This is a genomic window from Deinococcus terrestris, from assembly GCF_009377345.1.
Classification (GTDB): domain Bacteria; phylum Deinococcota; class Deinococci; order Deinococcales; family Deinococcaceae; genus Deinococcus; species Deinococcus terrestris.
The window spans coordinates 130850-145222 of sequence record NZ_WBSL01000005.1; the positions used below are offsets into that span (position 1 = coordinate 130850).

Consider the following 14373-nt stretch of genomic DNA (forward strand, 5'->3'; position numbering starts at 1 on the left):
GAATCCCATGCAGAAGAAACTCCTGACCGCCCTCGTCTCCACCGCCGCCCTCGCCAGCCTGACGGGTGCGCTCGCGCAAAGCGTGCGCCTGACCGACAACGTGGTGCGGGTGGGCGTGCTGACCGACCTGTCCGGCGTGTATTCCGAACTCTCCGGGCAGGGCAGCGTGCGGGCCGCGCAGCTCGCCGCGCAGGACTTCATGGCGGCCAACCCCAGCTTCCGGAACAAGGTGCAGGTCGTCGGCGTGGACCACCAGAACAAGGCGGACGTGGCGAGCAACAAGGCCGCCGAGATGATCGACCGCCAGAACGTGGACATGCTCGTCGACCTGCCCACGAGCAGCGCGGCCCTCGCCGCCTCCGAGGTCGCCAGCAAGAAGAAGATTCCGGTGATGGTCGTGACGGGCGGCACCACCGCGCTGACCAACGAGAAGTGCAACAAGTACACCTTCCACTACGCCTACGACAACTACATGCTCGCCAACGGCACGGGCGCGGCGGTGACCAAGCGCGGCGGGAACTCGTGGTACATCATCTACCCCAACTACGCGTTCGGGCAGGACCTCAACCGCCAGATGACGGCGGCCATCCGCGACAACAAGGGCCGGGTCGTGACCAACAGCGACGCCACGCCCTTTCCCAACACCGACTTTTCCAGCTACCTGCTCAAGGCGCAGAGCCTCAAACCCAAGGTGTTCGGCACCATGCAGGCGGGCGCCGACCTCGTGAACGTGGTCAAGCAGTACAACGAGTTCGGTTTGAGGCAGCAGGGCATCGGGCTGGGCATCGGCCTGCTGTTCGAAACCGACGTGGCCGCGCTGGGCCAAGACGCTTTCGCGGGCGCCCTCGCCACCGTGCCGTGGTACTGGAACCTCGACCAGCGGGCACGGACCTGGGCCGCCAAGTTCGAGAAGTCCTTCGGCAAGAAGCCCACCTGGGCGCAGGCCGGGGTGTACTCGGCCACCATGACCTACCTGAACGCCGTGGCCCGCGCCAAGTCGGACGGCGGCGACGCGGTCGTCAAGGCGCTCGAAGGCCACCGCTTCAGCGACTTCTTTGCCCGCAGCGCCTACATCCGCCCGCAGGACCACCGCGTGATCCTCGACGTGTACACCGTGCAGGTCAAGCCGCGCTCGCAGGCGAAGGAAACCGGCGACATCTTCACCAAGGTCGCCACCATTCCCGCCGCGCGGGCGTTCCAGCCGCTGGCCGAAAGCAAGTGCAAGTTCTGAAGAAGGTCTAGAGGTCGGGGAGTCGGAAGGTCGAGACTACACCTCGGCCCCTCGACGGCTCGACCCCTCGACTTCTGGACGTAACACATGAACACACAACTTCTGCTGATTCAGGTGTTCAACGGGCTGGTGAACGGCGCCTTTTACGCGTTGCTGTCCCTCGGCCTCGCGGTGATCTTCGGGATGCTGCGGATCGTGAACTTCATGCACGGGGCGCTGTACATGCTAGGGGCGTTCACGGCCTTCGCGCTGGGGCAGGCGTTCGGGCTGGGGTTCTGGCCCTCGCTGATCCTGGCCCCGCTGATCGTGGCCGGGATTGGCATGGTCTTGGAACGGGGGCTGCTCTCGCGGCTGTACGGGCTGGAGCCGAGCTACAACCTGCTGCTGACCTTCGGGCTGACGCTGCTGACCCAGGACCTCGTGAAACAGGTCATGCTCTCGCAGTACGCGGTGTCCAGCGCCCCCTACACGCCGCCCCCGGTGCTGTCGGGGGTAGTGAACCTCGGCTTCGTGGTCTTTCCCAAATACCGCCTGTTCGTGATCGGCCTGAGTCTTTTGATCTGCCTGATCACGTGGTTCGTGATCGAGAAGACGCGGGTGGGGGCCATCATCCGGGCGAGCACCGAGAACCCCGGCGTGACGCGGGCCTTCGGCATCGACGTGAGCAAGTGGGTCACGGGCGTGTTCGGGGTGGGCGTGGGCCTCGCGGGGCTGGCGGGCGTGCTGGCCGCGCCCATCTACTCGGTCGAGCCGTACATGGGCGCTGAACTGATTATTACGACCTTCGCGGTGGTGGTGATCGGCGGGATGGGCAGCATTCTGGGTAGCGTGATCACGGGCTTTGCAGTCGGGGTGCTCGCGGCGGTCGGGGCGGCGATCTACCCGCCCATCGCCAACACCCTCGTCTTCATCCTGATGGCGCTGGTGCTGCTGGTGCGGCCCAGCGGGCTGTTCGGGCTGCCGGAGGGGGCACGATGACGGTCCTGCCGAGAACCGCCGCCCGCACCGACCGCGAGCGGATGACCCGCGCCGCGTGGTTGGTGGCGCTGGGGGTATTGCTGCTGGTGCTCCCGAGATTGATCTACCCGGTGCTCGCGCTGGACATCCTGGCCTGGGGCCTCTTCGCGGTGGCCTTTGACCTGCTGTTCGGCTTTTCCGGGCTGCTGAGCTTCGGGCACGCGGCCTTCTGGGGCAGCAGCGCCTATGTCACGGCGTACCTGCTGGGGCAGGGGCAGAGCGTGCCCGTCGCCATGCTGGGGGGCACCCTCTCGGCGCTGGCGCTGGCGGTGCCTATCGCCTTTCTGAGTGTTCGCAGCGCGGGCATCTATTTTTCGATGATCACGCTGGCTTTCGCGCAGATGCTCTCCTTTCTGGCGCTGCAATGGACCGACGTGACCGGCGGCGAAAACGGGCTTCAGGGCTTCGAGCGCCCCGGCTTCCTGGGGCTGGATTTCAGCGACTCGGTGACCCGGTACTACTTCTGCCTCGCGGTGTTCGCGGTGGGTTTCTACATCGCCTACCGCACGGTCCGCAGCCCCTTCGGGCAGGCGCAGCAGGCCGTGCGCGACAATGAGCAAAGGGCGCAGAGCATCGGCTACAACCCGGCCCGGTTCAAGTTCACGGCCTTTCTGATCAGCGCGGCCCTGGCGGGGCTGGCGGGCAGCATGTATGCCTTCGGGCACGGGGTGGTCAGCCTGGAGGTCGTCAACTGGCGCACCTCCGGCGAGGTCGTGATGATGACCCTGCTGGGCGGCACGACCACCCTGTTCGGCCCGGTCATCGGCGCGGGGATCGTGCTGCTGCTGCGCGACGTGCTGACGACGGCGAACCTCCCGGTGGGCATCGTGACGGGGCTGGTCTTCGTGCTGGTGGTGCTGTTCTTCCGCCGGGGCGTGGTGGGCACCCTGCAACACTGGATGCGCAAACGCTGAGCCGCCCGACTCTCTCCCTGTTCAGCCCCCGCCCCCACGCGGGGGCTTTCGCGTCCGGGCTACCCTGGCCCCATGAACCTGCAAGGCAAGACGGTCCTGATCACGGGTGCGGCCTCCGGGCTGGGCGCGGGCACGGCGCGGATGGTGGCGGAAGCGGGCGGGTACCCGGTCCTGCTCGACCTGAACGCGGAGGCGGGCGAGGCCATCGCCGGAGACCTCGGCGGCCTCTTCATGCGGGCGGACGTGACCCAGGAGGCGGACGTTCAGGCGGCGATCGCGGCGGCGCGGGAGCGCTTCGGCGGGCTGCACGGCGCGGTGAACTGCGCGGGCATCGCCCCGGCCGCGACCACGGCGGGCAAGAAGGGGCCGCATCCCCTCGACCTCTTCGAACGGGTGATCCGGGTCAACCTGATCGGCACCTTCAACGTGGCGCGGCTCGCGGCGCAGGCGATGCTGGACAACGACCCCGGACCGGACGGGGAACGCGGCGTGATCGTGAACACGGCGTCGGTCGCTGCCTTCGAGGGGCAGATCGGGCAGGCCGCCTACGCCGCGAGCAAAGCGGGCGTCGCGGGGCTGACCCTGCCGCTGGCCCGCGACCTCGCCCGCTCGGGCATCCGGGCCGTCACGGTGGCCCCCGGCCTCTTCGAGACGCCCATGCTGGCCGGACTCCCGGAGGAGGTGCAGGCCTCGCTGGGAGCGCAGGTGCCCTTTCCCTCCCGGTTGGGCCGCGCCGACGAGTACGCCGCGCTGGTGCGCCACATCTTCGAGAACCCCATGCTCAACGGCGAGACGATCCGGCTGGACGGCGCCATTCGCATGGGGCCGCGGTGACGGACAATGACCCCATGAGCGAAGCCGTGATTCTGGAAGCTGTCCGCACCCCCTACGCCCGGCGCGGGGGGGCGTACCGCGATACCCGCCCCGACGCCCTGCTGGCCCACACCCTGCGGGGACTGGTGGAGCGGGCGGGCCTCGACCCGGCGAGGGTGGAGGACGTGGTCACCGGGGCCGTCACCCAGACAGGCGAGCAGGGGGCCAATATCGGGCGGCTGGCCGTACTGCTCGCGGGGTTTCCCGCCGAGGTGCCCGCCGTGAGCCTCAACCGCATGTGCGGCAGCGGGCAGCAGGCGGTGCATTTCGCGGCGCAGGGGGTGCAGTCGGGCGACCAGACCTACGCGGTGGGCTGCGGGGTGGAATCCATGACCCGCACCCCGATGTTCAGCGACATCGGCGGGGGCTTCGAGAACCTCAACCCCGAGCTGCTGGGCAAGGTGGCCCTGATTCACCAGGGCGAGAGCGCCGAGCGCATCGCCGAGCGCTGGGGGCTGACCCGCGCCGACCTCGACGCCTACTCGGCCGAGAGCCACCGCCGCGCCGCTGCCAGCCGCGCCCGGCACGCCGAGCTGCTGCCCGCGCCGGGGCAGGACGCGGGCGGCGAGGCCCTGACCCTGACCCACGACGAGGGGGTGCGTGACGCCATCTCGCCCGAAAAGATGGCCGCCCTCAAGCCCGTCTTCCGGGCGGACGGGGTGGTCACGGCGGCCAATGCCAGCCAGATCAGCGACGGGGCGGCGGCGGTGCTGGTGGGCGACCGGGAGGCGGCCCTGGCCCACGGCCTGCGCCCGCGTGCCCGCTTCCGGGCGCGGGTGGCGGTGGGCGACGACCCTGTCCTGCAACTGATGGGCGTGATTCCGGCGACCCGCAAGGCGCTGGAGAGGAGCGGCCTGACCCTCGCCGACCTCGACTGGATCGAGATCAACGAGGCCTTCGCGTCGGTGGTGCTGGGCTGGGCGCGGGAACTCAGCGCCGACCTCGACCGGGTCAACCCCTGGGGCGGGGCCATCGCGCACGGGCACCCGCTGGGCGCGAGCGGCGCGGGCCTGACCGCCAAGATGCTCGCCGGACTGGAGGCGACCGGGGGCACCCTGGGGTTGCAGGTCATGTGCATCGGGCACGGGATGGCGACCGCGACGGTGATCGAGCGGGTGTAGCCCCCGCCGCTTGGCTGATGCGCGTCGCCGGGGCCAGCAGGCAGGATGACGGGGTGCCGTTCACTGTCGCTTCCGGCTCGCTACCCAGCCTCCCCGAACTCCTGAGCCTCTACGGCTCGGTGGGCTGGACAAGCTACACCCGCGACCCGCAGGCGCTGGCCCGCGCCGTGGGGCAGTCCGGCTTCGTCTGGACCGCGCGGGACGAGGCCGGTGCCCTGATCGGTCTGGCACGCGGCGTCACCGACGACGTGAGCCTCCTGTACGTGCAGGACCTCCTCGTCCGCCCGGAGTGGCGGCGTCAGGGCGTGGGCCGGGCCTTGATGGGGGCCGTGCTGGAGAGGTACGCCCACGTCATGCAGATGGTGCTGCTCACGGACGACCGACCGGAGCAGCTCGCCTTTAACCGCTCGCTGGGCTTTCACAACACCCGCGACCTTGTGAACACTCCGACCAACGCCTTTTACCGGACCACCCACGCGAAGCTGTCCTAGCCCTCCTCCCCTTCTTTCAGTCCGCGAATCTCCTCAATGAATCTCTCCAGGCTGTCAAAGTCGCGGTACACGCTGGCAAAGCGGATATAGGCCACGTCGTCCAGCGGGCGCAGGAAGGCCATCGCCCGCTTGCCGATCTCGCCGCTGGCGATTTCCGGCACGCCCACCTCGTCCTCGAAGCCGTAGGCGAAAGCGCGAAGCCGTTCGGGGTCCACCGGGCGTTTCTCGGTGGCGAGGGTCAGGCCGCGCAGCAGCTTGTCGGGGTTGAAGGCCTCGCGCAGGCCGCCGCGCTTGACCACCATCAGCGGTTCAAGCTGCGCCCGCTCGTAGGTCGTGAAGCGCCGCGCACAGCGCAGGCACTCGCGGCGGCGGCGGATGGAAGCGCCGTCATCGCTGGGGCGCGAGTTGACCACCCGCGAGTCGGGGGCCGAGCAGTAGGGGCACCTCACGGGCGGCGGCTCACCGGAGCAGGGCCTCGGCCTCGGTCGGGCGCACCCTGGGCAGCGGCGGCAGCGGCACCTCCAGCACCACCCCACGCAGGTGCGCGAGCGAGGGGGCGGCCAGCGCGAGCACCGCGTCTCCCAGGGGCCGGTCGAGCGCCTCGTCCCCACCGCTGGCCCGCGACGGCAGCACGAGGTTGACCCGCAGGTCCTCCAGGTGGGCGTGTTCGACCAGGCCGCGAATCGCCCCGCGCTGGGGGTAGACGTGCAGGCCCTGCTCGTCGAGGTGCGGTCCCACGATGGTCAGCCACGTCCCGCTGAGGCGGCGCCGGACGATCTGCGCGATGGCGACGCTGCTCTTGACGTTGCAGTTGAACAGGTCCATCCACTCGCCCTCACTGAGCAGGGTGAAGTCGCTGTGCGCCCGCTTGTCGGCCAGATGCACGATGCCGTGCAGCGCCCCGAAGATTTCGAGGATGCGGTTCTGGGCGCTCAGCCAGTCCAGCGGCACCCCCACGTCGGCCTTAAGGGGAATCGCGGTGCCCCCCGCGAGTTCCAGGCTGCTCGCGGCGGCGGCGAGCGACTCGGAGTTTCCCCCGATCAGGATCACGCTGGCCCCCGCCCGCGCCAGCCGCGCACTCACCGCCCGCCCGTAGCCCTGGTCGGCCCCCGTGACCGCCACGACCTGCCCGGAGAGAACAGGAAGGTCAGGCGGAAGGGGGGCCGGGGCAGCGGGAAGACTCATGGGTTCAGGATAACGCCCCCGCCATGAGAGGCCGGGGGCACAGGGAGAGGAGTCAGCTCGCCTCGGGTAGCGGGCGTAGCGCCCCCGGTGGCGGATCGCCCGCCCGGTGGCCGCGGGCGCAGGGCACGCACCAGTACGCCTGATCGCCGTCGCGCAGGTCGTAAAGGTCCATCCCCTGACCGCAGGAAGGGCAGACGTGGGCGTACCCGCGCCCACTCGCCGGGTGCTGCGGCTCGCCTTCCGTGTGCCCATAGCCACGTAAAGACCGTTTCATATTCTGATGATAACAGAACGGTTCGGGGGTGGATTAGAGGTCGGCCTCGTCCGTCGGATCGTCGGAGAGGTCCGGCCCCACCGCGCCCACGCCCACCCGGCGCCGCTTGCGGAGCATGGCGGGTTCCTTGTCGAGGTTGAAGACGAAGTGCCGGGGCCGCCGCTCGCGCAGCCACGTTTCCAGCGACACCAGCCGGGGCCGGAAGCGGATAAACTCGCGCAGTTGCCGGATGGGGACGAAGCGGGCCTCCTGCACGTCGCGGTCGGGGTCGCGCGGGGCGAGGCTGCCGCCCACCTCCCGCCCGGTGTAGAAGAACTGGAGGTGGTGCCCCCAGGTCTGCGCCTGAAACTCCACGATAAAGGCGAGGTCGCGCAGTTCGACGACCAGCCCGGTTTCCTCGTAGGTCTCGCGGCGGGCGCCCTCCTGCACGAGTTCGCCCGTCTCCAGCCCGCCCTTGGGCAGCGACCAGCGACCCCGCTCGCGCACCAGCAGGATCTCGTCGCCGCGCAGCACGATGCAGCCCACCCCGATGCGGGGGGCCGCGAGCGCCCGCTTCTGCCCGCGCTTCTGAGGGGCGGCGGGGACCGGGACCGCCGTGGCCGCCGACACCTGACCGGGACCCGCCGGGGCCGGGGGCCGGGGCGTGCGCCGCCGCCGCCGACGCCGCTGGTTATTCCCCTGACCCGTCGCCGCGCCCTTCACGTCCTCCGGCATCAGATGCCCTCCGGCGCGAGGTCGTTGAAGCGGACGTGCGCGGAGTGGAATTGCAACCGCACCGTGCCCACCGGGCCGTTGCGCTGCTTGCCGATGATGATTTCCGCGATGCCCTGCTGGTCGGTTTCCTTGTTGTAGTACTCGTCGCGGTAAATAAACATCACGATATCTGCGTCCTGCTCAATTGCACCCGATTCACGGAGATCGGAGAGCATCGGCCTATGGTTCGGCCGCTGTTCCACCGCACGGCTGAGCTGACTCAGAACAATGATGGGCACTTCCAGCTCGCGGGCCAGCCCCTTGAGGCCACGCGAGATCGTGCTGATCTCCTGCTGGCGGTTGTCGCTGCCGCCGCTGCTCTTGCCGCCCGACATGAGTTGCAGGTAGTCGATCACGACGAGGCCAAGTTGCCCGTGCTGCGCGGCGATGCGCCGCAGCTTGCTCCGCAGGGCGTTGAGGGTGAGGTCCGGCTCGTCGTCGATCACCATCGGCGCCTCGGCCAGCCGCCCCGCCGCGTGCGCGAGCCGCTCGAAGTCGCGCTCGTTGAGCTGCCCCGAGCGGATGCGGTTCATGTCCACCCGCGCTTCACTGCACAGCATGCGCAGGGCAAGTTGGACAGAGGGCATCTCCAGACTGAAGACGGCGACCGTTTTTTCACCGCGCAGGGCGACATTCTGGGCGATGGAGAGGGCGAACGCAGTCTTTCCCATACTCGGCCTGGCCGCCAGCACGTTGAGGCTGCCCTTCTGCAACCCGGAAATCTGCTCGTCGAGGTCGCGAAAGCCGCTGCTCACGCCGTCGGGAATGCCCTTGTTGGCGTGCAGCAGGGTGATGTACTCGAAGGTGTCATGGACGACCTCGCCCATGGCCTGGAACGCCTCGCCCTTTTTCTTCTGCTCGGCCACCTCGAAGATCATCTTCTCGGCACGGTCAAGCAGGTCTTCGAGGGGCATCTGGGCCTCGTAGGCAAGCTGCATCGCCTTGCCCGACGCGCTGATGAGCTGCCGCAGCGTGTGCTTTTCCTGCACGATACGGGCGTAATGCTCGGCGTAGGCGGCGGTGGGCACCTGATCGGCCAGTCCGACCAGATAAGTCACGCCGCCCACCTCGTCGAGCTGCCCCCTGACCCGGAGGTCCTCGCTGAGCGTCACAAGGTCAACGGGTTCGCCCCGGTCCTGAAGGGTCCGCATCGCCGCGAAGATCTTGCGGTGGCCCTCCCGGTAAAACATCTCGGCGGTGACGGTATCGCCCAGGGCCGAGAGGGTGTCGTTGTCCAGCAGAATGCTGCCCAGCACGCTGATTTCGGCGTCGTTGCTGTGCGGGGGCACGCGGGGGGTCACTTCCATGCAGACCTTTCGGGGCACGCGCGGCGGCGGGGCCAGCCTGCGCTACCTGACCGCTGGGGCCAGGGCGCGGGGCACGTGCAGGATGGGAATTGGGGTGGGGCCTTGCGGGCCATTCGCCTCCCCGCGCCGGAGCGACGGGCAGGACCGAACTGCCGCGCATCATACCACCCCCCTTTGCCTACCCCCCCGACCCCCCCGACAGACGCCCGCAAGCGTAAGACCTCTGTTAGAGCTTCCTGAATAACCTTTCCTCAGCAAGGACGGGAGACACCCGCACCTGCACAGCAATTTCCGGCCCGAGGGACCTTCTCCCGATTCCTTATCCCGACGGCCAACCGAGGAGATCACCATGAAGAACGGAACCCAAGGCTTTACCCTCATCGAGCTGCTGATCGTGATCGCCATCATCGGCATTCTGGCGGCGGTGCTGATTCCCAACCTGCTGGGAGCCCAGAAGCGTGCGTATGACACGGCTGCTCAGGCCTGCGCTAAGAGCCTTCAGACAGCGCTGGCGACAAAGCAGATTGATAGTCAAACCTATGTACTCACCGCCGCTACAAAAGATGCGCTTATCGCGCTTGATGGTGCCAGCGCCGGCTGCGCGAAACCTGAGATTGAAATCGGTGGTGTTGTAACCACGGTCAGCAACTACTCCTTCACCATCAGCGACACTCGCGGCAAGAACACCTACACCGTCACTCCTAGCAACATTAGCGCCAACTAATCCGTAGTGAGCTGTGGGCGGCCATGCGGCCGCCCACAGCCTGTGGGAGACTGAAATGTTAAAACCAAATAATATAGAATATTATTTCCTTTCAACAGTTCCCTTAATTTATGGTTTGCTGGTTTTACCTTCAAATGAGACAGCAAATATTTTTGTCACCCCTCGACTTGTTCTCCTGGGGTGTGTAGTTTTTATAGGACTCCTTCTAAGATACACTGGACGTCCCAGACATAGTGTTTCTGAATTTCTGCATGGCATTTCCAGACAGCCCAGCTATGTTTGGTGGCTGACACTATTTGGTTTCACCACCGTTATATCCACGATGACATCAGTAAGCGAGGGAATATCTTGGTTCGGTACTCCCTCCAATCAAGCCGGAACGATATTTATTTTGCTATCAATTATTGTATTTCTACTCTATAGTACCGCAGAGAGAGTTTCCATATTTGGGCTTGTCGTGTTGATAGTCATAATAAATTTACTGGTCATATTCGAATATATGGGATTTCGTCCCTTAAATGGTATTGTTGAGCGTTATCTCACTTTGACATCTCCTTTCCCTTCTGTCACTATTGGTCATAGAGGGCACCTGGCTGGCCTGCTTCTAATATTTAGCCTCATGCCACTCTATTGGTTTAGAAAGAACTACAATAGTTGGCAATTCTGGGTCATTTTTACACTATCTTGCACAGCGCTGAGCTGTACGACGAATTCAGCAGCTATAATAGCAATTATAGCGAGTCTGATCTTATTTATTATATTTCACTTAGGTAAGCTGAATCTATACATATTGATTATACCTTTGGTTGGATTATTATCTTTAAGTTTATATAAGCCGCTGGGCGTCGCAAACGTATATTTCCATTCAATCGGCTGGGTTGATGCGACAGCAGATGCCAAAAATATTAGGAGCACCACTACACTCGAAACCCGCTTTATTTTATGGAAATCAGCATATTTGTTGTTTAAAGAGCGTCCATTGCTTGGATGGGGTCCACAAACATACAATCAGCTATGGTATACCCATATCTCCGATAAAGATGGAGATAGGTTATTCAGACTAGAGCTGGGCCTACAGCCACATCAAAAGATGGTGCGCATCAATGATTCTGCAGCATATAAAGATCTCGACGACAAGACAGTACCAGTTTTACTTAATTATTTTGCTCCACATAACTCTTTACTTGACATATTATATTCGCAAGGACTAACTGGAGTACTGATCTTTGGAATCTTTATTATTTCACTAACAAGATATTTATATAAATGCGTTAAAGCGTCTGCTTTTCTCAGTCTCTTGCCTTTCATTGCATATGGCATATACCTACTAGCATGGTTTGTAACAGTGCCAGTAACCGGGTTAGCGGCCATTCTGCTGGGGGTTCATGTAGCGAACATAAAATCAGGACAAGATGTTTAAGCGGACTTGGGTTTATTAGAGCGGGGAGTCTTAGAAATTCTTTGCTCCCTCACGCTACCCTCTCCCCATGACCACCACCCCCCACACCGCCCTCAAGGAATGGGACACCCAGTGTCAGGCCCTAGTCGCCGGGCAGTCACCCCTTCTGATCCGCAAGGGCGGCATCATGGAGACGCACGGCGGTTTCGAGGTCGAATACCGCCGTTTCCTGCTCTACCCCACCTTCCTGCACCAGAATCCGGCAGAACTGCGGCCCGAGTTCGCCGGACGGCTGCGCGAAGACCCGCACCCCGGCCAGATCGTGCTGCCCGCGCTGGCGGAGGTCGTGGCCGTTCACAAAGTCGAGTCGCTGGAAGCCGCGCTCGCGCTGGAGCCTTATCAGGCGCTGACGGCGGGGGCCATCGAACGCCGCTTTCATTACCGGAACCGGCCCTGGGTTCACGCCCTGCTGCTGCGGGTGCGTCCGCTGCGTGAGCCGCTGGTGCTGGACGAGACGCCCGAGATGCTGGGCTGCGTGAGCTGGGTACCGCTGAGGGATGTGGAGGTCGAGGCCAACGAGCCCGCGTTGCCTGAACCTGAGCTGGAACGGCTCCAGATGGAGATAGAGACCCGGCTGAAGGCCCACGAGGCGTGAGGCAAAGAGGAGAGGGAGGCCCGCAAGCCTCCCCCTCCCCCTTCTTTGTTGACGCGCCGCTCACTGCCCGGCGGCCACCGCCTCGAGGTCGTAGTTGTTCAGAAGGGTGGTCTGCACCTGACGGGTCCTGGTGTCATAGATGTTCCAGCCCACCGTGGACCCAGCGAACAGGGCATTGTCACGCTGCGAGTAGACCAAGACCTTGCCGTTGTCGCGGCTGAGGACCGGCTCGCCAGCCGTGTAACGGCCGTCATTGTTGGCGTCGCGGAAGACGATCACGCGGTAGGTGCCGTAGGGCACGTCGCGCGGCAGGGTCAGGGTGTAGCCCCCGGTCAGGAACTTGTCGATCACCTGCACCTGCGTGCTGTCGTTGGTGTACTGACCGTTGTTGAACCCCACGACCGCGAGGCCGAGGTTCTGGTTGGCGCTGAAGCCCTTGAGCTGGCCCGACACGGCGGCGCTGCGGGTGCCGAACACGCTGCACGAAGAGAGGGCCAGGGTGCCGAGGGCGGCGACAATCAGCATCTTTTGCATGGTGGAACCTCCTGGGAGATGAACTGCGGAAACGTCCCCACCGTACCCGCCACCACCGCTCTGGGCTACGGGGCTACCCTTCCCGGCCGACTCACCGGGGACTCATGGTGGGGGCAGAAGTGGGCGACTACCTGACTGGGCCTTGAGGAGAGGAGCCGCGCTGCTAGAGTGACCTCCATGCAGCACCGGCCCTTTACCGCCCTCGCCGCCGTCTACGACGCGATCATGGCCGACGTGGAGTATGACCACTGGGCGGATTTCGTCCTGACCTACGCCCGCGACGGTGGCCTGGAGGGGGGCGCAGCCCTCGATCTCGCCTGCGGCACCGGGGGCTTTACCCGTGAGCTGTATCAGGCGGGATGGACGGTGACCGGGCTGGACGGCAGCGCGGACATGCTGGCGGTGGCCCGTGGGCGTCTGCCTGCCGAGGTGGACCTGACGGTGGGCGACCTGCGGACCTTCGATCTGGGCCAGACCTTCGACCTCGTGAGCTGCGTGTTCGACAGCCTGAACAACCTGCTCACGCCGGAGGACCTCGGCGCGGCGCTGGGGCGAGCGCGGGCACACCTGCGGCCGGGCAGTCTGCTCGCCTGTGACCTGAACACCCGCCTGGGCGTGCGCGAGCTGTGGGAGGGCGGCGCGGTGGAGGGGCTGGCGACCACCCCGGACGGGCGCGAGGTCCACTACCACTGGTCGCACCACCACGACCCGGAAGCGGACCTGGGGATTGTGCAGGCCTTCTGCCGGGTGGAGGACGGCCAGGGCGGCTGGGAGGAGTTCACCGAGACGCACCGTGAGCGCGGCTACGACCCCGCCGACCTCGATCCACTGCTGCGGGCGGCAGGCTTTGGGCACTGGGAGATCGTGGAATACCCCGACTACGCCCTGCCGACCCCGGAAACGCCGCGCGTGTGGGTGTTCGCATGGGCCTGAGCGTGCCCGTGCTGGGCGCGGGGGGCTGGGGCACAGCCCTGGCGGTGGCGGTGGCACGGGCGGGGGGGCAGGCGACCCTGTGGGCACGCCGCCCCGACTTCGCCGCCCGGCTCGCGGAGGTCCGCGAGAACCGCGAGTACCTGCCGGGCGTGACCCTGCCGGACGCGGTGGGCGTCACCTCTGACCTGGGGGAAGCAGTCGACGGAGCCGATTTCGCGCTGGTGGTCGTTCCCAGCGTGGGTGTGCCGGAGTTGCTGGCCGAGTTGCCGCGCCGCCTCGGCGTGGTGCTGTGCGCCAAGGGGCTGGGGCCGGACGGTGGGCGGCTGACCGACCTCGCACGGGAGCTGGGGTTCGGGCGGGTGGCGGTCCTCAGCGGTCCCAACCACGCGGAGGAGGTGGGGCGGGGCCTGCCCGCCGCCACGGTGGTGGCGAGCGCGGATGTTGACCTGGCCCGCGCCGTGCAAGCCTCCCTCGTCTCCCCCACCCTGCGCGTCTACACCAGCCGCGACGAGGTGGGCGTGGAACTCGGCGGCGTGCTGAAGAACGTGATCGCCCTCGCCGCCGGAATGGGCGACGGGCTGCGGCTGGGGGACAACGCCAAGGCTGCCCTGATCACCCGTGGCCTGCGTGAGATGAGCCGTTACCTCGTCTCGCAGGGCGCCCACGAGGACACCGCCTACGGCCTGAGCGGGCTGGGGGACCTCGTCGCCACGGCCACCAGCCGCCACAGCCGCAACCGCGCGGCGGGCGAGGCCATCGCGCAGGGTGAGAATCCGGCGCAGGGGGGCAAGGTCGTGGAGGGCCTGCGGACGGCGGGGCTGCTGGAAGCCTGGGCCACCGCCCACGGCCACGACCTCCCCATCGTGCGGGCCGTCGCGCGGGTCACGTCGGGCGAATGGTCCCCGGATGTGGGTATTGCCAGCCTGATGGAACGGGACGCCAAGCCCGAAATCGAGGGGTGA

At 66.0% G+C, this 14373-nt stretch carries 17 protein-coding genes; 11 read left to right on the forward strand and 6 right to left on the reverse strand.

Annotation, left to right across the window (positions count from 1 at the left end; translation table 11 throughout):
* Positions 1-7 precede the first annotated feature (7 nt).
* From F8S09_RS11965 to F8S09_RS11990, 6 genes are all read left to right on the forward strand, one after another.
* Positions 8-1231, forward strand: a complete 1224-nt coding sequence (locus F8S09_RS11965; protein WP_152871719.1) for an ABC transporter substrate-binding protein — start codon at positions 8-10, stop codon at positions 1229-1231.
* 87 nt (positions 1232-1318) lie between these two features.
* A complete protein-coding gene (locus F8S09_RS11970; protein ID WP_152871720.1) occupies positions 1319-2209 on the forward strand; it encodes a branched-chain amino acid ABC transporter permease in 891 nt (296 codons plus the stop codon).
* Complete coding sequence (locus tag F8S09_RS11975) at positions 2206-3162, forward strand: branched-chain amino acid ABC transporter permease (protein WP_152871721.1); 957 nt, start codon at positions 2206-2208, stop codon at positions 3160-3162. Before F8S09_RS11970 ends, F8S09_RS11975 begins: the two co-directional genes overlap by 4 nt.
* Before the next feature lie 72 nt (positions 3163-3234).
* Positions 3235-3996 carry a 3-hydroxyacyl-CoA dehydrogenase gene (locus tag F8S09_RS11980; RefSeq protein ID WP_152871722.1) on the forward strand — a complete coding sequence of 254 codons (762 nt, stop codon included), beginning with the start codon at positions 3235-3237 and terminating at the stop codon, positions 3994-3996.
* A 14-nt stretch (positions 3997-4010) separates the two neighbouring features.
* Complete coding sequence (locus tag F8S09_RS11985; RefSeq protein WP_152871723.1) at positions 4011-5156, forward strand: thiolase family protein; 1146 nt, start codon at positions 4011-4013, stop codon at positions 5154-5156.
* A gap of 53 nt (positions 5157-5209) precedes the next feature.
* Complete coding sequence (locus F8S09_RS11990; RefSeq protein ID WP_322618782.1) at positions 5210-5647, forward strand: GNAT family N-acetyltransferase; 438 nt, start codon at positions 5210-5212, stop codon at positions 5645-5647.
* On the opposite strand, the gene nrdR is transcribed toward F8S09_RS11990, so the two are convergent.
* From nrdR to dnaB, 5 genes are read right to left on the reverse strand one after another with little or no spacing between them, the layout of a single operon-like run.
* Positions 5644-6096, reverse strand: a complete 453-nt coding sequence (gene nrdR, locus F8S09_RS11995; RefSeq protein WP_285520684.1) for a transcriptional regulator NrdR — start codon at positions 6094-6096, stop codon at positions 5644-5646. The genes F8S09_RS11990 and nrdR overlap by 4 nt on opposite strands.
* Positions 6097-6106: 10 nt before the next feature.
* Entirely contained in the window at positions 6107-6832 is a 726-nt protein-coding gene (locus F8S09_RS12000; protein WP_152871725.1) for an SDR family NAD(P)-dependent oxidoreductase, read from the reverse strand.
* 52 nt (positions 6833-6884) lie between these two features.
* Positions 6885-7106: a hypothetical protein gene (locus F8S09_RS12005; protein WP_152871726.1), complete on the reverse strand. Its 222-nt coding sequence runs from the start codon at positions 7104-7106 to the stop codon at positions 6885-6887.
* A 33-nt stretch (positions 7107-7139) separates the two neighbouring features.
* On the reverse strand, positions 7140-7820 hold the full coding sequence (locus tag F8S09_RS12010; RefSeq protein WP_152871727.1) for an NUDIX domain-containing protein: 681 nt from the start codon (positions 7818-7820) through the stop codon (positions 7140-7142).
* Positions 7820-9166 carry a replicative DNA helicase gene (dnaB, locus tag F8S09_RS12015; protein ID WP_152871728.1) on the reverse strand — a complete coding sequence of 449 codons (1347 nt, stop codon included), beginning with the start codon at positions 9164-9166 and terminating at the stop codon, positions 7820-7822. The genes F8S09_RS12010 and dnaB overlap by 1 nt, the downstream gene beginning before the upstream one ends.
* 349 nt (positions 9167-9515) lie before the next feature.
* On the opposite strand from dnaB, the gene F8S09_RS12020 reads away from it, so the two are divergent.
* From F8S09_RS12020 to F8S09_RS12030, 3 genes are all read left to right on the forward strand, one after another.
* On the forward strand, positions 9516-9890 hold the full coding sequence (locus tag F8S09_RS12020; RefSeq protein WP_152871729.1) for a type IV pilin protein: 375 nt from the start codon (positions 9516-9518) through the stop codon (positions 9888-9890).
* Between the two features lie 55 nt (positions 9891-9945).
* Entirely contained in the window at positions 9946-11310 is a 1365-nt protein-coding gene (locus tag F8S09_RS12025) for an O-antigen ligase family protein (protein ID WP_152871730.1), read from the forward strand.
* Between the two features lie 67 nt (positions 11311-11377).
* Positions 11378-11944, forward strand: coding sequence for a DUF1802 family protein (locus F8S09_RS12030; RefSeq protein WP_152871731.1), 567 nt, complete (start codon positions 11378-11380; stop codon positions 11942-11944).
* Positions 11945-12004: 60 nt separating this feature from the next.
* On the opposite strand, the gene F8S09_RS12035 is transcribed toward F8S09_RS12030, so the two are convergent.
* Entirely contained in the window at positions 12005-12478 is a 474-nt protein-coding gene (locus tag F8S09_RS12035) for a hypothetical protein (RefSeq protein WP_152871732.1), read from the reverse strand.
* Between the two features lie 177 nt (positions 12479-12655).
* Here F8S09_RS12035 and F8S09_RS12040 point away from each other — a divergent pair, with 177 nt between their 5' ends.
* Positions 12656-13411, forward strand: a complete 756-nt coding sequence (locus F8S09_RS12040; RefSeq protein WP_152871733.1) for a class I SAM-dependent DNA methyltransferase — start codon at positions 12656-12658, stop codon at positions 13409-13411.
* Positions 13402-14373 carry an NAD(P)H-dependent glycerol-3-phosphate dehydrogenase gene (locus tag F8S09_RS12045; protein ID WP_152871734.1) on the forward strand — a complete coding sequence of 324 codons (972 nt, stop codon included), beginning with the start codon at positions 13402-13404 and terminating at the stop codon, positions 14371-14373. The genes F8S09_RS12040 and F8S09_RS12045 overlap by 10 nt, the downstream gene beginning before the upstream one ends.